The following is a 17,340-nucleotide window of genomic DNA, read 5'->3' as shown; positions in this document are numbered from 1 at the left end:
TCTCCCGTGCCGTCGACGCACCGTCCGGTACGGCGCTGCGTCCTTTTGGGGCTTCCAGCCCCGGGCGCTTACCTCTCACAGGAGTTCGCCATGTCTGTCTCCACCGCTGCCGCCGCCACCTCTGTCTGTGCCCCGCTGCCCGTTCTGGGCCGGGATGTCACCGTCCCGCTCGTCACGGGCGGCGAAGTCACCTACGCCGCGCTCGACTACGCGGCCAGCGCCCCCGCCCTGCAGCGCGTCTGGGACGACGTGGCGGCCTACGCCCCGTACTACGGCAGCGTCCACCGCGGCGCCGGCTACCTCTCCCAGCTGTCGACCGACCTGTTCGAGAACGCCCGCAGGACGGTCGCCGAGTTCCTGGACTGCCGCGCCGACGACCAGCTGATCTTCACCCGCTCGACCACGGACTCCCTGAACCTCCTCGCCGCCGCGCTCCCCGCCGACTGCCAGGTCTTCGTCTTCGAGACCGAGCACCACGCCTCGCTGCTGCCCTGGAAGGACGCCCGGGTCACCTACCTCAACGCCCCGCGCACCCCGCAGCAGGCCGTACAGACCCTGGAGCGCGCCCTCGCCGACCGCACTGTGTCCATTGAAGGGGGCCACGGCCCGGCCCTGGTCTGCGTCACCGGCGCCTCGAACGTCACCGGCGAGCTGTGGCCGGTCCGTGAGCTGGCCGCCGCGGCCCATGCGCACGGCGCCCGCATCGTCCTGGACGCCGCCCAGCTGGCCCCGCACCACCCGGTCTCCGTCCAGGACCTCGACGTCGACTGGGTCGCCTTCTCCGGCCACAAGCTGTACGCGCCCTTCGGCTCCGGCGTCCTGGCCGGCCGCGCCGACTGGCTGCGGGCGGCCGACCCCTACCTCGCGGGCGGCGGCGCCAGCCGCAAGGTCACCCGGCGCGAGGACGGCGGCGTGGACGTGGAGTGGCACGACAGCGCCGCCCGGCACGAGGCGGGCTCCCCGAACGTGATCGGCGCCTACTCCATCGCGTCGGCCTGCAAGGCCCTCACCGAGGCCGGCTTCGACACGCTGGTCGCCCGCGAGCAGCACCTGATCGAGAAGGTGCGGGCGGGCCTGGCCGAGGTCCCGGAGGTCCGGATCCTCTCCCTCTTCGGCGACGACGCCCCGCGGGTCGGCGTGATCTCCTTCGTCGTCGAGGGCTGGAACAGCTCGCACTTCGCCGCCGCCCTCTCCGCCGAGTACGGCATCGGCGTCCGCGACGGCCTCTTCTGCGCCCACCCGCTGGTCCGCACCCTCCTGGGCAGCGACCCGCAGACCCAGGGCGAGTGCGGCGCCCCCGAGGCCGCCCCGGGCGAGAAGTCCCTCAACGCGATCCGCGTCAGCTTCGGCGCCGGCACCCCCGACGAGCACGTCGAGCGCTTCGTCACCGCGGTGCGGGAACTGGTGACCAACGGCGCCAAGTGGCAGTACCGCACGGAGGACGGCCGCTGCGTCCCGGCGGTGTGAGGCGGTAGGTGATCGACGCCCGGAGGCGGTGTTCAGGCGGTCAGTTGTCCAGACCGATCGCGAACGCCGCCTCCAGGTCGTGCTGGGAGTAGGTGCGGAACGCGACGTGCGTGTCCGTGGCCTCCACGCCGGGGATCTTGCTGATGCTGCCCGGAATGACCTCCGCCAGGTCCTCGTGCTGCTTCACGCGCACCATGGCGATCAGGTCGTAGGTACCGGTGACGGAAAAGACCTCGCTCACGGACTCCAGCGCAGCGATCCGTTCCGCGATCTCGGGGATCCGGTCCACGCTGGTCTTGATGAGGACGATCGCGGTGATCACGGCTGGTTCTCTCCCTCGGGGGCCGGAGCTGGGGCGGAGTTCACTCTAGTCGTACGGCGGAAACGGGCCCATGCGTAGACGAAGCCCAGCCCGAAGCCCACCAGGTGCGCCAGATACGCCACCCCCGGCCCCTGTGCCGCCCGCTGCGCCGCCAGCCACTGCAGGGCCGCCCAGAAGGGCAGGACCACCCAGGCCGGGAAGCGCAGCGGGAGGAAGAAGAGGAACGGGAGGAGACTGGTCACCCTGGCGCCGGGGAACAGGTACAGAAACGCACCGAGGACCCCGGAGATCGCCCCGGACGCGCCCACCAGGGACTGCTCGGACTCGGCGTTGGCCGCCGCGTACCCCAGCAGCGCGAGATAGCCGCAGCCGACGTAGAAGAGGGTGAACTGCACGCGGCCCATCCGTTCCTCGGTCATCACCCCGAAGACGTAGAGGAAGAGCATGTTGCCGAGCAGGTGTACCCAGCTGCCGTGGACGAACAGGGCCGTGGCCGGGGTCAGGGCGGCTCTGGGGGAGCCCTCGAAGAGCTCGGCCGGGACCACGCCCCAGCGGTGGAAATAGGCACGCTGGGCGGCGAACAGCGCGTCTCCGGAGCCGTAGGCCGGATTGAGGCCCGCTGCCGGGCCGGCCAGGAAGATCAGGCAGCACAGGGCGATCAGGCCGTACGTGACCGGTGTGGACGGCCTGCGGGCCGTCCGGAAAGCTCTGCCGACCGTCCCGCTCCAGTTGCTGATCATGAACACAGAGCATGACGCAACGGGACGCACTCGCACAGACCGCCTCGCCGCCGTGGGCGGACGGGCGGCGAGTCCCCGCCAGGCCGTAGGGTTACGAGCCACACGCCCAGGGAAGCTGGCGCGTCACGGACACTAGAAGGAAAGAGCACGGTCACGATGACGGTTCCCCTCCCGACCGCCACGACGCGGTGGCGCTGCACCCTCTGCGGCAACCTCACGCGCTTCGACGTGACCCGCTCGTCGAAGGTCGTCGAGTACATCCACCTCGATCTGGCCGGCGAGCCGAAGGTCGAGGAGCGCGAGGTGGTCAGTGAGACCATCGAGTCGGTGCGCTGCCGCTGGTGCAACGCCGTGGACCAGGTGGAACTCGTGGACAGGCCGGGCGCCGACTCCTGAGCGGAGCGGCCCCACAGGTATTGGGGTGTGACGGATGGTGGAGACCACAGGCGGGGGGCCGGGCGACGGCGCCGCCGAGGTGCTCGACCGTCCGCTGCCCGACGGAGTGCGCCGCAGAGTCGTACAGATCGTCTCGGACGGGTTCGGCGGGCTGACCGTCGCCGAACTGCCCGCCCAACTGCGGCAGTACGCCCGGTTCGCCCCGAACCGTCGGGCCAAGTTCGCCGGCAACGCCATGGCGGCCGCGCTGGAGACCGATCCGCTGTTCCGGCAGCGCATCGGGGAGAAGCTCAGAGAGGCCCAGCCGGAGCTCGCCGGCGCTCTCGACTCCGGCTCGCCGCCCCCGGCCGCGGATCCGCTCGACGTGGCGGCCGCGGCCTATGTTCTGCGCCCCACGGGCTGGGTGAAGCTCGTGACCGCGGCCGGCGAGGAGGCCCAGCGGGCCGATGCCGAGCGTGCCGACGAGGAGAGCCGGGTCGAGCTGGAGCGGCTGCGCGAGGAGCTCGCCGCCGCCCGTGAGCAGACCCGGGCCGACACCGAGCAGCTGCGCACCGAGCTGGACGCCGCCAAGAAGGAGGCCGACTCGCTGCACCGCAAGCTGCGTGCGGCCCTCAGCGACGTCAAGCGGGGCGAGGCGGCCCTGCGCAAGACACAGGCCGAGATCGAGGCCGTACGCACCGACGGGCAGGCCCAGGTGTCCGCCGCCGAGAGCGAGACCCGGCGGCTCAAGGCGCGGCTCGGGGAGGCGGAGGCCGCCCTGGAGGCCACGCGCAAAGCAGCGCGGGAGGGGCGCAGCGTCGAGGACATGCGCGTGCGTCTGCTTCTGGACACCGTGCTGGACGCGGCCCAAGGGCTGCGCCGGGAGCTGGCGTTGCCGCCCGTGTCCGTACGGCCCGCCGAGACCGTCGATGCGGTCGAACCGGGACGAATGACCCCGAAGGACATCGCCGCACGGGCCCTGTCCGAGCATGATCCGGCCATCCTGGACCAGCTGCTCGCCCTGCCGCAGGCGCACCTGGTCGTCGACGGCTACAACGTCACCAAGACCGGCTATCCCCAAATGCCCCTGGAGAAGCAGCGGTTGAGGCTCCTCGGGCAGCTCTCCCAGCTCGCCGCCCAGACCGGCGCCGAGGTGACCTGTGTCTTCGACGGGGCCGAGCTGGCCGCGCCGGTGCTGCTCGCGCCGCCGCGCGGGGTGCGGGTGCTGTTCTCCAAACCGGGCGTCACCGCGGACGAGTTGATCCGCCAGCTGGTGCGCGCCGAGCCGCCGGGCCGGCCCGTCATCGTCGCCTCGACCGACCGGGAAGTGGCCGACGGAGTGGCCCGCGCGGGGGCGCGGCCGGTCGCCTCGGCGATGCTTCTGAAGCGGCTGTCGTAGCGCCTGCCGCAGCGCCTGTCTCAAACGTCGAACTTGCAGGTTTAATGCCCGAATTGGCGGGATCGTCACGCAACGTAGCGTCAACCGTGGATCACACCATGTGAGTTGTGTGCAAAGAATGCATTGCGTGACGGGTTTTTTTGGTGGGAGGATTTGATCTGATCACAGGAACATCACTAGGGTCTGGCTCCGAACCTCCGAGCGGGTGATCACTCAGAAGAAGGAGTTCACCTCCGTGCCGTCCCATCGCCGACCCAAGCAGCCGAGTCGCACACGCGTGACCGTGCTGACCACCGCAGCCGCCGCCGCTGTCGCGTTCAGCGCGCAGGCCGCCAACGCCGCGCCGAGCGAGAAGCCCAGCAAGGACGAGGTCAAGGCGAAGGTCGACAAGCTCTACGAGGAGGCCGAGCAGGCCACCGAGAAGCTCAACGGCGCCAAGGAGAAGCAGGAGAAGCTCCAGAAGGAGATCTCCACCATCCAGGACAACGTGGCGCGCGGCCAGGAAGAGCTCAACACCCTGCGCGACTCGATAGGTCTGGCGGCGGCGGCCCAGTACCGCACCGGCACGATCGACTCCTCCCTCCAGCTCTTCCTCTCGTCGAACCCCGACGACTACCTGGACAAGGCGTCCACCGCCGACCAGCTCAGCGCACAGCAGGTCGAGGCGCTGAAGAAGATCCAGGAGAAGCAGCGCGAACTCGCCCAGGAGCGGGCCGAGGCCTCCGACAAGCTCAAGGACCTCGCCTCCACCCGCACCGAACTGGCCAAGAAGAAGAAGCAGGTCCAGGGCAAGCTCGCCGAGGCGCAGAAGCTCCTCAACACCCTGACGGCCGCCGAGCGGGCGGCGCTCAACGCCGCGGACCAGCGCGCCAGCCGTGACGCCGCCTCGCGCGTGGACCTCGGCGACGACGCCTCCGCCTCCGGCCGTGCGGCCGCCGCCTTCAAGGCCGCCCAGACCCAGCTCGGCAAGCCGTACGTCTACGGCGCCACCGGCACCGCCTCCTACGACTGCTCGGGCCTGACCTCCTGGGCCTACGCGCAGGCCGGCGTCTCCATCCCGCGCACCTCGCAGGCCCAGGCCAGCTACGGCACGCGCATCTACAGCCAGAGCCAGCTCAAGGTCGGCGACCTGGTCATCTTCTACAGCGACATGCACCACGTCGGCCTCTACGCGGGCAACGGACAGGTGATCCACGCGCCGCGCACCGGCACCGTCGTGCGCTACGAGTCGATCGGGAACATGCCCTTCCAGTTCGGCGTCCGCATCTGACCAGCGCCCGCCGAGGGTTGTTTCAAGATCAGGACACCACGCCGCCCGAACGGGCGAATTGCGCGAAGCCGCGCTGACCGCACGCCCCGCCGATGACCTGCGTCAGAGGCGGGGCGTCACTGTGTGTGCCCACGGAGGTCTTTGGCCGAGGCGCTGCCGCGCGGCTACTGTCTGCCGCGTTTCCCCGCTGCGGCGGGGAGGCAGTCCCTGTCGCCAACGGAAGGAGCGCGGCTTCCCGTGGGGTCCCATCGCCGCCTTGCACCGACGTCCGGGTTCAATCAGGGCGCCGGTGCCGCCCTGTGTGTGTTGTCCGCCGCGGCCGCCGCCCTCGGCGCCGTACCGGCGAACGCCGCCCCGCACGAGGACACCAAGGCCGAGGTGGACCGCCTCTACGCGGAGGCCGAGAAGGCGACCGAGGCCTACAACAAGGCCGACGAGCGCGCCGCAACGCTGCGCAGACAGGTCGGTGACGCACAGGACCGGATCGCCCGGCAGCAGGAACGCATCAACACCATGCGGGACAGGCTCGGTTCGCTGGCGGGCGCCCAGTACCGCTCCGGCGGCATCGACCCCGCCCTGGCCCTGCTGTTCTCCGACGACCCGGCCGACTACCTCGACAAGGCCTCCGTCCTCGACCGGATCACCGCCCACGATGCCGGCGAACTCGATGACCTGCAGTCGGCCATGCGCGACCTCGCCCAGGAGCGCGCCGAGGCGGTCGGCGAACTCGCCGAGCTGGAGCGGAGCCGCAAGGCCGTCGCCACGCACAAGAAGGCCGTCGAGCGGAAGCTCGCCAAGGCCCGCCGGCTGCTCAACTCCCTGCCGTACGCGGAGCGCGCCGCCTACGCCCGCGCCTCCCGGGCCGGCGGCATCCCGGACTTCGGCAGCGCCCTGCCGTCCTCGGCGCGCGCGGCCGCCGCGATCGCCGCCGCCCGCTCCGCGCTCGGCCGCCCGTACGTCTGGGGCGCCAACGGCCCCTCCGGCTTCGACTGTTCGGGCCTGATGCAGTGGGCGTACGCGCAGGCCGGGATGCATCTGCCGCGCACCTCGCAGGAGCAGCGGTACGCCGGGCAGCACATCCCGCTCTCCGAGGCACGGCCCGGCGACCTGATCACCTACCACTCCGACGCCAGCCATGTCGCGATGTACATGGGCAACGGCCAGGTGATCCACGCGCCCTATCCCGGCGCGCCCGTGCGCTACGACCCGGTGGGCATGATGCCGGTGTCCTCGGTCACCAGGGTCTGACCACACGCCTTCATCGACCGTACGATCGTAAGATGGCTGGTCGCAGGCGGGCGTCGAGGTTCTCAGCGGTGGCGCTCGTGCTGCTGCTCGTCTCGCTGGTGGGGTGCGGCGGGCAGCCCGCCGCCGACAGTGCCAGGGCCGATCTGCAGCGGCTCCTCGACCGGCGGTCCACCGCCGTCCTCGACCGCGACCAGAGCGCCTTCCTGAAGACGGGCGCGCTCGGCTGGTTCGAGAACCTGCGCGGGGTGCCCCTCGCGTCCTGGTCCTACCGCGTCACCGCCCTGCACCGCACCGGCGACCGGGCCACCGCCGACGCCGAACTGCGCTACGAGCTCCAGGGCTACGACAAGGCCCCCGTCACCGTCGGCCGCACCCTGACCCTGAGTCGGGAAACGGACGGGCGCTGGCACGTGGACGCCGACAAGCCCGCCCGGAAGTCCGCCCAGCAGCTGTGGGACCAGGGCCAGGTGACCGTCGTACGCGGCAGCCACAGCCTCGTCCTCGGCGTCGGGCACTCCAACGAGTCGCTGCACACCTACGCCGATCTCGCCGACACCGCGGTGCCGGCCGTGTCGGGGGCGTGGGGGAGCGACTGGGCCCGGCATGTCGTGGTGCTCGTACCGGATTCGGTGAACGGCATGGCGGGGCTGCTCGGTTCGCCCGCCTCCCAGTACCGCGGGATCGCGGCGGTCACCACCGGCGAGGTGGGCGGCCCGCCGACCGCGCCCGCGGACCGGATCATCGTCAACCCGGACGCGTACGCCCTCCTCGGCACCCTCGGCAAGCAGGTCGTGCTCACCCACGAGACCACCCATGTCGCCACCCGCGCCCACACCACCGCGGCCACCCCGCTGTGGCTGTCCGAGGGGTACGCCGACTGGATCGGCTACCGCGGCACGGACCGCACCCCGTCCGAGGCCGCGCCGGAGCTGGCGCGGGCGGTGGCCGCGGGGAATGTGCCGGCGGATCTGCCGACCGACAAGGATTTCGGGTTCAGCGGCGACGCGACGAAGCTCGCGCAGGCCTACGAGGGCGGCTGGCTGGCCTGCCGGCTGATCGCCGAGCACTGGGACGCGGTGAAGCTCGAACAGTTCTACCGGGCCGTCGGCGACCACGGGCAGCGGGCCGGCTCGGTCGAGACCGCGCTGAAGAAGGTGCTCGGGACGACCCTGGAGCAGTTCACGCAGGAGTGGCGGGACTACCTCCGGGCTCAACTCGGCTGATCCAGGTCAATTCTTCTTGTCCAGAAGGCCGATGGCCTCCTCCAGCCAGGCCCGCTCCGCCTCGCCGGTCGCCCGCGCCACCCGCAGCATGCCCTGCCGGAAGAGGTCGTCCGCCTCCTCCGCGCGGACGGGTTTCCCGGCGTCGTAGAAGAAGCTGGAGGGAGCCTCGAGGAACTCCAGGCGGCGGCGGAGGACCGCGGCCTGTTCGTGGCGGTCCGGCAGGTGGCGCAGGAAGGCCAGGACCGTGTTGAAGCGGACCTGGTCGGTGATCTCCGGCTGCTTCGGGTGGCGCAGGCGCTCCAGCAGGTCCTCGCGGCCCTTGTCGGTGAGGGAGAGGATGCGGCGCGGGGCCGCGCTCGCGCCCGGCTCGGTGTGCTGGTCGAGCTTGCCGGCGGTGACGAGGCGGGTGAGGGCCGGGTAGAGGGCGCCGTCGCTGACCGGGCGGACGTGGCCGCTCAGGGCCTTGATGCGCTCCTTCAACTCGTAGCCGTGCAGCGGTTGTTCGGCCAGGAAGCCCAGGATCGACAGTTCCAGCAACGTTTCCTCCTTGCGGGCGCGGTGCGTCGATGGTACCTCTTATCGAGCTACCTCGAATCGAGGTAGCTCGTATCGAGAGGGTCGGATCGTCGTGAACGCTCACCGGAAACAGCTCGTCTCGCTCGCCCGCCCGGTCTACTTCTCGCTCCTCGCGACCGTCGCCGCCGGGATCATCAACACCGTCTGGGTCTCCCGGCTGGGCGGTCCGGCCGTGGCCGCCGTGGCCGTGGCGACCAACACCGAGAACGTGCTGCTCGGCGTCTCACTGGTCTTCGCCTCCGGTACGACCGTGCTGGTCGCGCACGCCAGAGGGGCGCGGGATCCGGGGGCGGTGCGGGCCGCCGTGCGCGGGGGCTGGGCGCTGTGCGCGCTGGTGACGCCGGTGGTCGCGGTGGGCGGGCTGCTGCTGCGCGAGCCGCTGGCCCGGCTGGTGCTGGGCGGGGGCGACGGTTCGGCCGTGCCGCTCGCCGTCGCCTACTTCGCGATCTCGCTGCCGGGCATCGCCGTCTTCTTCGCGCAGAACCTCGTCGACGGCATCCTCAAGGGCGCCGGCGACACCAAGACGCCCATGCGGCTGGCGCTGCTCGCGAACGGGCTGATCCTCGTGTGCGACCCGTTCCTCATCCACCTCTACGGGGTCCGCGGCGCCGCCGCCTCGACCGTGCTGTGCCGCTGCGTGGCCCTCGGGGCGGGGCTGGCCGCACTGCGCCGGAACGCCTTGCTGCGTACGGCACTGGGGGTCCCGCCCGCCGAGCCCGTCGGGGCCGCGCTGCGGCGCACGCTGCGGACCGGGCTGCCGATGTCCGCCGACTTCACCGTGCGGCAGGGCGGCGCGCTGGTCCTGGTCGCCATCGTGGCCCGGCTCGGGGTGACGGCGGTGGCCGCGTACTCGATCGCGTACAAGGTCATGTACATCGCCACCATGGCCTTCTACTCGGTGCGGCAGGCCGCGTCCATCCACACCGCCCACACCCGCGGCGCCGGACGGGACGCGGGGCGGGCCATCGGGCGGCAGGCGGTGCTGGTGTCGGGGACGGTCGGGCTGGGGGCGGCCGTGCTCCTGTTCTGCACTGCCCCCTGGATCATGGCCGCCTTCGGCGCCGGGCCCGAGGTCGCGCACGCCGGTGTGCTGTTCCTGCGCTGCATCGGGCCGTACCTGCTGCTGATGGCCGGCTTCATCGCGCTCGGCGGGGTCTTCGAGGGGAGCGGGGGAGCGCCGGTGCTGCTGCGGGTGACGGTGCTCGGCACGGCTGTCCAACTCCCGCTCGCGTACGGCCTGTCGGGGCTCGGCCTGCCGGGCGTGTGCCTGGCGCTGGCGCTCGCGATGGCCGTGCAGTGCGCGGTGGTGGCGGTGCTGTTCGCCCGTACCCGGCGTCAGGAGGAGGTGGAGGTCTCCTTGGTGCGGGTCGCCTGAGTGGGCAGCGGCGGGACCGGCTCGCGGGAGACCGTCGACTGCCACAGCTCCACGGCCCCGAGCAGGGCGGCGACGACCAGAAGGCCGTTGCGGAGGATCAGGAGGGTGACGCCGAGGGTGTCGCTGGCGACCACGTGCGCGAACCAGATCGGGAACTCCAGCACCGTCACGAAGGCCGCCGCGAGGACGAGGTACACGGGCAGCTGCATGCGGCTGCTGCGGAAGCACAGGCAGACGGCGGCCAGGCCGACCAGCCACACCATGTACTGCGGGCTGATCACCCGGCTGGTGGCCGTGAACATCAGCACCCCGACGAAGGCCGCGTCGGCGAGCGTGTTCGGCAGGAAGCGCGTCGCCATCAGCCGCCACAGCAGCATCCAGCCAAAGGCGACGCCGGTCAGGAACAGCGCGGCCGAGCTGACCAGGCTCACATACGGGCCGAGGAACTCCACCGAGCCGTAGTTCAGCAGCACCTGGCCGTCCCAGCCGAACTGCCGGGCGACGTGGAAGACGAGCGAGCCCAGCGACTCCACCTCGGTGCCGCGGTTGCGCTGGAAGGTCAGGAAGGAGAACGCGCCCGGCATGGACACCGCGAACAGCGCCGCCAGCGCGGCCACCGTGCCCGCCGCCCAGCCCCAGGCGGCACGCTTGCGGACGCCGACCAGCAGCAGCGCCGGCCACACCTTCAGCATCGCCGCGAAGCCCACGAGGGCGCCCATCACGCGCGGATGGCGGGCGCCGGCGAGCAGCGCGGCCACCGCCACCGCGGTCACCATCACGTCGTAGCGGGCGTACACGGTGGGCCCGAGCAGCGGTACGCCCACCACCCACACCCAGGCGCCGCGCAGCGACTTGCCCGGGCGCAGACCGGCGTACAGCATCAGGCACAGGACGGCCAGGTCGGCCACGAAGGCGAGGACGAAGAAGGCGGACGCGTAGTCGAGGAAGGGCAGCAGCCCGGGGGAGAGGATCGCGAGGGCGGCGGCGGGCGGGTACTGCCAGGTGACGTCGTCCAGCGGGAAGGTGCCGGTGCGCAGCGTCTCGTACCAGCCCTGGTAGATCACGGACACGTCGCTGGTGACGTCCGGGCCGGGGAAGACGTGGACCTTGAAGACGAACAGCAGCAACAGCAGCCTGGTGAGGCCCCAGGTCCCCAGCAGCCCCGCCAGGGACCGCCTTGCACCCGCAATGTCCACCTGAGCCCCTGTTCGCTGACTTTCCCGGCCTGGCCTGCTTCCTCGTCCTGTGTGGACATGATGTCCTGCGTTGCTGTGTGCTCGCCATAAACGTGGCCGTGGCGAGCTGTGCGCGAGCGTTGGATAGGGTCGGCGGCGATGCACAAGACCTTGATCGTGACGAACGACTTCCCGCCCCGTCCGGGCGGTATCCAGGCGTTCCTGCACAACATGGCACTGCGCCTGGACCCCGGGCGCCTCGTCGTCTACGCGTCCACCTGGAAGCGCAGCAAGGAGGGGATCGAGGCTACGGCCGCCTTCGACGCCGAGCAGCCCTTCACGGTCGTACGGGATGCGACGACGATGCTGCTGCCGACGCCGGGCGCCACCCGGCGGGCGGTCGGGCTGCTGCGCGAGCACGGCTGTACGTCGGTGTGGTTCGGGGCGGCGGCGCCGCTCGGCCTGATGGCGCCGGCGCTCCGGAAGGCGGGTGCCGAGCGGCTGGTGGCCACGACCCACGGGCACGAGGCGGGGTGGGCGCAGCTGCCGGCCGCGCGGCAGCTGCTGCGCCGGATCGGGGAGTCGACGGACACGATCACCTACCTCGGCGAGTACACGCGCTCGCGCATCGCCGCCGCGCTGACGCCCCAGGCGGCCGGACGGATGGTGCAGCTGCCGCCGGGCGTCGACGAGAAAACCTTCCATCCGGAGTCGGGCGGTGACGTGGTCCGGGCGCGGCTGGGGCTGACGGACCGGCCCGTGGTCGTGTGCGTGTCCCGGCTGGTGCCGCGCAAGGGACAGGACACGCTCATCCTCGCGATGCCGCGCATCCTCGCCGCCGAGCCGGACGCGGTACTGCTGATCGTCGGCGGCGGGCCCTACGAGAAGGAGCTGCGCAAGCTGGCGCACGAGACCGGCGTCGCCGACTCGGTGCGCTTCACGGGCGCCGTGCCCTGGTCCGAGCTGCCCGCCCACTACGGCGCCGGCGACGTCTTCGCCATGCCGTGCCGCACCCGCCGCGGCGGCCTCGACGTCGAGGGCCTCGGCATCGTCTACCTGGAGGCGTCGGCCACCGGGCTGCCGGTGGTCGCGGGCGACTCGGGCGGCGCGCCCGACGCCGTACTCGACGGCGAGACCGGCTGGGTGGTGCGCGGCGGCTCCGCCGAGGAGACCGCGGACCGCATCGTCGTACTCCTCGGGGACGCGGAACTCAGGCGCCGCATGGGGGAGCGGGGACGGGAGTGGGTCGAGGAGAAGTGGCGCTGGGATTTGTTGGCGGAGAAGTTGAAGACGTTGCTCTAGGCGGAGGGAAATAATCCGCCGATGCTGCGCGCATGACAGCAAAACTGATGCAGCGTCAGCTGACGAGACGTCAAATCCTGGGCATGGTAGCCCTCCAGACCGCCGCCGCGGCCGGTCTCACCCGCATCGGACTCCAGTCGGCCCAGGCCGCCGAGGAAGCGGCCGCCGTCGACAACTCCCCCGCCATCGTGGTCGGTTCGGGCTACGGCGGCGCGGTCGCCGCCCTCCGCCTCGGCCAGGCCGGCATCCGTACCCTCGTCCTCGAGATGGGCCGCCTGTGGAACACGGCCGGCTCCGACGGCAAGATCTTCTGTTCCACCGCCGCCCCGGACCAGCGCTCGATGTGGTTCCGGACGCGCACGGAGGCCCCGCTGGCCACGTTCCTGTGGCTGGACGTGGTCAACAAGGACATCAGCCCGTACCCCGGCGTCCTGGACCGCGTGCACTACGACAACATGTCCGTGTACGTCGGGCGCGGTGTCGGCGGCGGCTCCCTGGTCAACGGCGGCATGGCGGTCACCCCGCTCCAGTCGTACTTCGCCGAGCAGTTCCCGACCGTGGACGCTGCGGAGATGTACAACACGTACTTCCCGCGCGCCCGCTCCATGCTCGGCGTCAACACCGTCGACCCCACGTGGTTCGAGTCGACCGAGTGGTACCGGTTCACCCGGACCTCCCGGAAGGCCGCGGCCAACGCCGGCCTGAAGACCACCTTCGTGCCGAACGTCTACGACTTCGACTACATGCAGCGCGAGGCGGCCGGTACGGCCACCAAGTCCGCGCTCGGCCAAGAGGTGATCTACGGCAACAACTACGGCAAGCGGAGCCTCGACAAGACCTACCTCGCCTCCGCGCTCGGCACCGGGAACGTGACCATCAACACCATGGAGCGGGTCAAGGCCATCAGCCGGGCGAGCGACGGGAGTTGGCTGCTCACCGCCGACCGGATCGACAACACCGGAGCGGTCGTCGAGACCAAGCAGTACGGCTGCACGTACCTCTTCCTCGGCGGCGGCAGCCTCGGCACCACCGAACTCCTCGTCCGGGCACGGGAGACGGGCACGCTGCCCGCGCTGGACGCGAGCGTCGGCGCCGGGTGGGGGACCAACGGCAACGTGATGCTGGGCCGCGCCAACCACCTGTGGGACACCGTCGGAGCCAACCAGTCGACCATGCCGGTCATGGGCATCGACGACTGGGCCAACACCGCCAACCCCGTCTTCGCGGAGATCGCCCCGCTGCCGACGGGCCTGGAGCACTGGGTCAGCCTCTACCTGGCGATCACCAAGAACCCCGAGCGCGCGGCGTTCACGTACGACTCGACGAGCGGGGGCGTGAAGCTGGGCTGGAGCGCCGCACAGAGCGCGGTGTCGGTGAGCATGGCCAAGAAGCTGTTCGACCGGATCAACTCGGCGAACGCCACGATCTACCGCTACGACCTCTTCGGCTCGTCCAACAAGGTCTTCGCCGACGACTTCTGCTACCACCCCCTGGGCGGCTGCGTGCTCGGCAGGGCGACCGACAACTACGGCCGGGTGAAGGGGTATTCGAAGCTGTACGTCACCGACGGCTCGCTCGTGCCCGGCTCGATCGGCGTGAACCCGTTCGTGACGATCACCGCGCTCGCCGAACGGACGATGGCGCGGGTCCTCGCAGAGGACACCGCGCCATGACGAACCGTCAAGGGGCCTGCTACTTCGCGTAGATGGCCTCGATCTCGTCCGCGTAGTCCTTCGCCACCACATTGCGCTTGAGCTTGAGCGACGGCGTCAGGTGGCCCGACTCCTCCGTGAACTGGGAGGGCAGAATGCGGAACTTCCGCACCGATTCCGCCTTCGACACCGCGGCGTTGCCGTCGTCGATTGCCGACTGGATCGCGGCCAGCAGGTCCGCGTCCTCGCGCAGCGACGCCGCGGTGGAACCCGCCGGCTTGCCGTGCTCGTCGGCCCAGCGGCCCAGGAACTCCTCGTCGACGGTGACCAGCGCGCCCACGAACGGCCGCCCGTCGCCCACCACCATGCACTCCGCGACCAGGGCGTGCGCCCGGATGCGGTCCTCGATCACGGCCGGGGCGACGTTCTTGCCGCCCGCGGTGACGATGATCTCCTTCTTGCGGCCGGTGATCCTGAGGTAGCCGTCCTCGTCCAGGGTGCCGATGTCACCGGTGTGGAACCAGCCGTCGGCCAGCGCCTCCGCGGTCGCCGCCTCGTTGTTCCAGTACCCCTTGAACAGGTGCTCGCCGTGCAGCAGCACCTCGCCGTCGTCCGCGATACGGATCACCGAGCCGGGCAGCGGCTGGCCGACCGTGCCGATCTTCTGGCGGTCCCAGGGGTTGAAGGCGGTGGCGGCACAGGACTCGGTCAGGCCGTAGCCCTCCAGGACCGAGAAGCCGATGCCGCGGAAGAAGTGACCCAGGCGCTCGCCCAGCGGGGCGCCGCCGGAGATCGCGTACTCGCCGCGGCCGCCGAGCACCGCGCGCAGCTTGCTGTAGACGAGCTTGTCGAACGTCTTGTACTTGATCTTCAGACCGAGCGAGGGACCGGACGGGGTGTCCAGCGCGCGGCTGTACGCGATCGCGGTGTCCGCCGCCTTGTCGAAGATCTTGCCCTTGCCGTCCGCCTGCGCCTTGGCGCGCGCCGAGTTGTAGACCTTCTCGAAGACGCGCGGCACACCGAGGATCAACGTCGGCCGGAAGGAGGCCAGTTCGTCGGTGAGGTTCTTGATGTCCGGGACCAGGCCCAGCTTGATCGGCGCCATCATCGGCGCGATCTGCACCAGCCGGCCGAAGACGTGCGCGAGCGGCAGGAAGAGCAGCACGGAGCAGTCGCCCGTGCGGAACAGCGGACGCAACCGCTCCACGATGTTGCCGCACTCGGCGAAGAAGCTGCGGTGGGTGAGCACACAGCCCTTGGGGCGGCCGGTGGTGCCCGAGGTGTAGACGATCGTCGCCGGGTCGTCGGCCCGCGCCAGCGAGCTGCGGTCCTCGACCATCGCGTCGGTGACGTCCTTGCCGAGGTTGCCCAGCTCCTCGAGCGCGCCGGCCTCGATCTGCCAGACGTGCTTGAGGGCGGGCAGATGGTCGCGCACCGACTCGACGGCGGCCGTGTGGTTGTCCAGCTCGACGATCATGGCGGTGGCGCCCGAGTCGGACAGGATCCACTGCACCTGCTCCGGCGAGCTGGTCTCGTACACCGGCACGGTGACCGCGCCCGCGCTCCAGATCGCGAAGTCCAGCAGCGTCCACTCGTACCGGGTGCGGGACATCAGGCCGACCCGGTCACCGGGCTGGACGCCGGAGGCGATGAGCCCCTTGGCGGCCGCGTGCACCTCCGCCAGGAAGGCCGTGGCCGTCACGTCCTGCCACTGGCCGCCCACCTTGCGGGCGATCACGGCCACGTCGGGATGCTGCGCGGCGTTTCTGCGGACGATGTCGGTGAGATTGCCGTCCGCAGGGACCTCGTACAAAGCCGGAAGGCTGAACTCGCGCAAGACTGCTGCTCCTAATAAGGCGCCGGCGCCACGACGTTGTGTGATGCGACGGTGGGTCCAAGGCTCGGGCAGGTGCTCAGGGATTCAGTGGTTGAAATACTGAGCACGACTGGACTGCCCGGACGTTACCCGCCGGTATGGCTTCTTCGACAGGGGTTCCCGGCGAGATGTTCGCTGCGTCACACAGGTTGGTGTTCCTACGCGTACGGTAGTCCACCCGCTAACTGACCGGCCAGTAACCGCAGGTCCCGCCGCCACTGTTCACGTACACCCCACACGCTTACCCTTGATCACCATGGCATCCACACCAGCCGGCAACCGCAGGACACGTGTCCATGTGGTCAGCGACGTGCACGGCAACGCCCGTGACCTGGCCCGAGCCGGCGAGGGCGCCGATGCCCTGATCTGCCTGGGTGATCTGGTCCTCTTCCTGGACTACGCCGACCACTCGCGCGGGATCTTCCCCGATCTGTTCGGCCAGGAGAACGCCTCCCGCATCGTCGAACTGCGCACCGCCCGCCGTTTCGAGGAGGCCAGGGAGTTCGGGGCCCGGCTGTGGGGCGGCATCGGCATGGACCGGGCCGCCGCGATCGAGAAGGCGGTGCGCAAGCAGTACGCCGAGATGTTCGCGGCGTTCCCGACACCGACGTACGCGACGTACGGCAATGTCGATATGCCGCCTCTCTGGCCGGAGTACGCCGGACCGGGCACGACCGTGCTGGACGGCGAGACCGCGGAGATCGGCGGCCGGACCTTCGGCTTCGTCGGCGGCGGCCTCAGGACCCCGATGCGCACGCCGTACGAGATCAGCGACGAGGAGTACGCGGCGAAGATCGAAGCGGTGGGCGAGGTGGACGTGCTGTGCACGCACATCCCGCCGGAGGTCCCGGAGCTCGTCTACGACACGGTGGCCCGCCGCTTCGAGCGCGGCAGCCGCGCCCTGCTGGCGGCAATTCGCAGAACCCGACCCCGTTACGCCCTGTTCGGCCACGTCCACCAGCCGCTGGTACGTCGGATGCGGATCGGTGCCACGGAGTGCGTGAACGTGGGGCACTTCGCGGGGAGCGGGAAGCCGTGGGCGCTTGAATGGTGAATCAGGGCCTGTCTTTCGGGCCGGGTCGGCCTTGGGAGACGGCACTTCTCGGCCTGCCCGAGCGGGGCCATGGGGGTCCCCCCGCTCGAGCGAAGCCGAGAGTGACGGCAACGCCGCTGGGGGTCCCCCACGCCTGTGAGGCAGTGGGGGAGGGCGTCCCAGGGCCCGCGACGCCGAGCCGGCCCGAAAGGCAGGCCCTAACGCAGGTGGGGGTGAAGTCGGGTGGTCATGTGCGCGGTAGCCTTCACGCTGCGCACACCGTGCGTAGGACGACCTCTTTACCGGC

General features: G+C 70.8%; 15 protein-coding genes. 10 read left to right on the top strand and 5 right to left on the bottom strand.

Going from position 1 to position 17,340, the window contains the following annotated elements; all coding sequences use genetic code 11:
• Positions 1 to 90: 90 nt before the first annotated feature.
• Complete coding sequence (locus ABZ880_RS04180; protein ID WP_361256525.1) at positions 91 to 1,467, top strand: aminotransferase class V-fold PLP-dependent enzyme; 1,377 nt, start codon at positions 91 to 93, stop codon at positions 1,465 to 1,467.
• 40 nt (positions 1,468 to 1,507) lie between these two features.
• On the opposite strand, the gene ABZ880_RS04175 is transcribed toward ABZ880_RS04180, so the two are convergent.
• Complete coding sequence (locus ABZ880_RS04175; RefSeq protein WP_361256522.1) at positions 1,508 to 1,789, bottom strand: Lrp/AsnC ligand binding domain-containing protein; 282 nt, start codon at positions 1,787 to 1,789, stop codon at positions 1,508 to 1,510.
• Positions 1,786 to 2,529, bottom strand: a complete 744-nt coding sequence (locus ABZ880_RS04170; RefSeq protein ID WP_361256519.1) for a rhomboid family intramembrane serine protease — start codon at positions 2,527 to 2,529, stop codon at positions 1,786 to 1,788. Before ABZ880_RS04170 ends, ABZ880_RS04175 begins: the two co-directional genes overlap by 4 nt.
• Positions 2,530 to 2,685: 156 nt before the next feature.
• Here ABZ880_RS04170 and ABZ880_RS04165 point away from each other — a divergent pair, with 156 nt between their 5' ends.
• From ABZ880_RS04165 to ABZ880_RS04145, 5 genes are all read left to right on the top strand, one after another.
• Positions 2,686 to 2,925, top strand: coding sequence for a hypothetical protein (locus ABZ880_RS04165; RefSeq protein ID WP_361256516.1), 240 nt, complete (start codon positions 2,686 to 2,688; stop codon positions 2,923 to 2,925).
• Positions 2,926 to 2,959: 34 nt separating this feature from the next.
• A complete protein-coding gene (locus ABZ880_RS04160) occupies positions 2,960 to 4,303 on the top strand; it encodes an NYN domain-containing protein (RefSeq protein WP_361256513.1) in 1,344 nt (447 codons plus the stop codon).
• 235 nt (positions 4,304 to 4,538) lie between these two features.
• On the top strand, positions 4,539 to 5,573 hold the full coding sequence (locus ABZ880_RS04155) for an NlpC/P60 family protein (RefSeq protein ID WP_361257084.1): 1,035 nt from the start codon (positions 4,539 to 4,541) through the stop codon (positions 5,571 to 5,573).
• Between the two features lie 237 nt (positions 5,574 to 5,810).
• Entirely contained in the window at positions 5,811 to 6,821 is a 1,011-nt protein-coding gene (locus ABZ880_RS04150; RefSeq protein ID WP_361256510.1) for an NlpC/P60 family protein, read from the top strand.
• Between the two features lie 32 nt (positions 6,822 to 6,853).
• Entirely contained in the window at positions 6,854 to 8,044 is a 1,191-nt protein-coding gene (locus ABZ880_RS04145) for a hypothetical protein (protein WP_361256507.1), read from the top strand.
• A gap of 6 nt (positions 8,045 to 8,050) precedes the next feature.
• Here ABZ880_RS04145 and ABZ880_RS04140 read toward each other — a convergent pair whose 3' ends face one another.
• A complete protein-coding gene (locus tag ABZ880_RS04140; RefSeq protein ID WP_361256504.1) occupies positions 8,051 to 8,581 on the bottom strand; it encodes a PadR family transcriptional regulator in 531 nt (176 codons plus the stop codon).
• A 91-nt stretch (positions 8,582 to 8,672) separates the two neighbouring features.
• On the opposite strand from ABZ880_RS04140, the gene ABZ880_RS04135 reads away from it, so the two are divergent.
• Positions 8,673 to 9,995, top strand: a complete 1,323-nt coding sequence (locus ABZ880_RS04135) for an MATE family efflux transporter (RefSeq protein ID WP_361256501.1) — start codon at positions 8,673 to 8,675, stop codon at positions 9,993 to 9,995.
• Here ABZ880_RS04135 and ABZ880_RS04130 read toward each other — a convergent pair.
• Entirely contained in the window at positions 9,956 to 11,191 is a 1,236-nt protein-coding gene (locus ABZ880_RS04130; protein WP_361256498.1) for a glycosyltransferase 87 family protein, read from the bottom strand. The two genes, ABZ880_RS04135 and ABZ880_RS04130, sit on opposite strands and share 40 nt — an antisense overlap.
• Positions 11,192 to 11,329: 138 nt before the next feature.
• Between ABZ880_RS04130 and ABZ880_RS04125 the strand changes: the two genes are divergently transcribed.
• Both ABZ880_RS04125 and ABZ880_RS04120 read left to right on the top strand, forming a co-directional pair.
• Positions 11,330 to 12,472, top strand: a complete 1,143-nt coding sequence (locus ABZ880_RS04125; RefSeq protein WP_361256495.1) for a glycosyltransferase family 4 protein — start codon at positions 11,330 to 11,332, stop codon at positions 12,470 to 12,472.
• Between the two features lie 83 nt (positions 12,473 to 12,555).
• Positions 12,556 to 14,145 (top strand): GMC oxidoreductase, encoded by a 1,590-nt coding sequence (locus ABZ880_RS04120; RefSeq protein WP_361256492.1) that lies wholly within the window; start codon positions 12,556 to 12,558, stop codon positions 14,143 to 14,145.
• Between the two features lie 19 nt (positions 14,146 to 14,164).
• Here ABZ880_RS04120 and ABZ880_RS04115 read toward each other — a convergent pair whose 3' ends face one another.
• Positions 14,165 to 15,961 (bottom strand): AMP-dependent synthetase/ligase, encoded by a 1,797-nt coding sequence (locus ABZ880_RS04115; RefSeq protein WP_361256489.1) that lies wholly within the window; start codon positions 15,959 to 15,961, stop codon positions 14,165 to 14,167.
• 295 nt (positions 15,962 to 16,256) lie between these two features.
• Between ABZ880_RS04115 and ABZ880_RS04110 the strand changes: the two genes are divergently transcribed.
• A complete protein-coding gene (locus ABZ880_RS04110; protein ID WP_361256486.1) occupies positions 16,257 to 17,054 on the top strand; it encodes a metallophosphoesterase in 798 nt (265 codons plus the stop codon).
• Positions 17,055 to 17,340 lie beyond the last annotated feature (286 nt).

Source organism: Streptomyces sp. NPDC047043, assembly GCF_040644055.1.
Classification (GTDB): Bacteria; Actinomycetota; Actinomycetes; order Streptomycetales; family Streptomycetaceae; genus Streptomyces.
This window is presented reverse-complemented; position numbering and strand designations above follow the sequence as displayed.

What these genes read in the sequence shown, in the direction of transcription:
- ABZ880_RS04180 (WP_361256525.1), top strand. Translation starts at nt 91, where the DNA reads ATGTCTGTCTCCACCGCTGCCGCCGCCACCTCTGTCTGTGCCCCGCTG.
- ABZ880_RS04170 (WP_361256519.1), bottom strand. Translation starts at nt 2,529, where the DNA reads ATGATCAGCAACTGGAGCGGGACGGTCGGCAGAGCTTTCCGGACGGCC.
- ABZ880_RS04165 (WP_361256516.1), top strand. Translation starts at nt 2,686, where the DNA reads ATGACGGTTCCCCTCCCGACCGCCACGACGCGGTGGCGCTGCACCCTC.
- ABZ880_RS04160 (WP_361256513.1), top strand. Translation starts at nt 2,960, where the DNA reads ATGGTGGAGACCACAGGCGGGGGGCCGGGCGACGGCGCCGCCGAGGTG.
- ABZ880_RS04145 (WP_361256507.1), top strand. Translation starts at nt 6,854, where the DNA reads ATGGCTGGTCGCAGGCGGGCGTCGAGGTTCTCAGCGGTGGCGCTCGTG.
- ABZ880_RS04125 (WP_361256495.1), top strand. Translation starts at nt 11,330, where the DNA reads ATGCACAAGACCTTGATCGTGACGAACGACTTCCCGCCCCGTCCGGGC.
- ABZ880_RS04120 (WP_361256492.1), top strand. Translation starts at nt 12,556, where the DNA reads ATGGTAGCCCTCCAGACCGCCGCCGCGGCCGGTCTCACCCGCATCGGA.
- ABZ880_RS04110 (WP_361256486.1), top strand. Translation starts at nt 16,257, where the DNA reads ATGGCATCCACACCAGCCGGCAACCGCAGGACACGTGTCCATGTGGTC.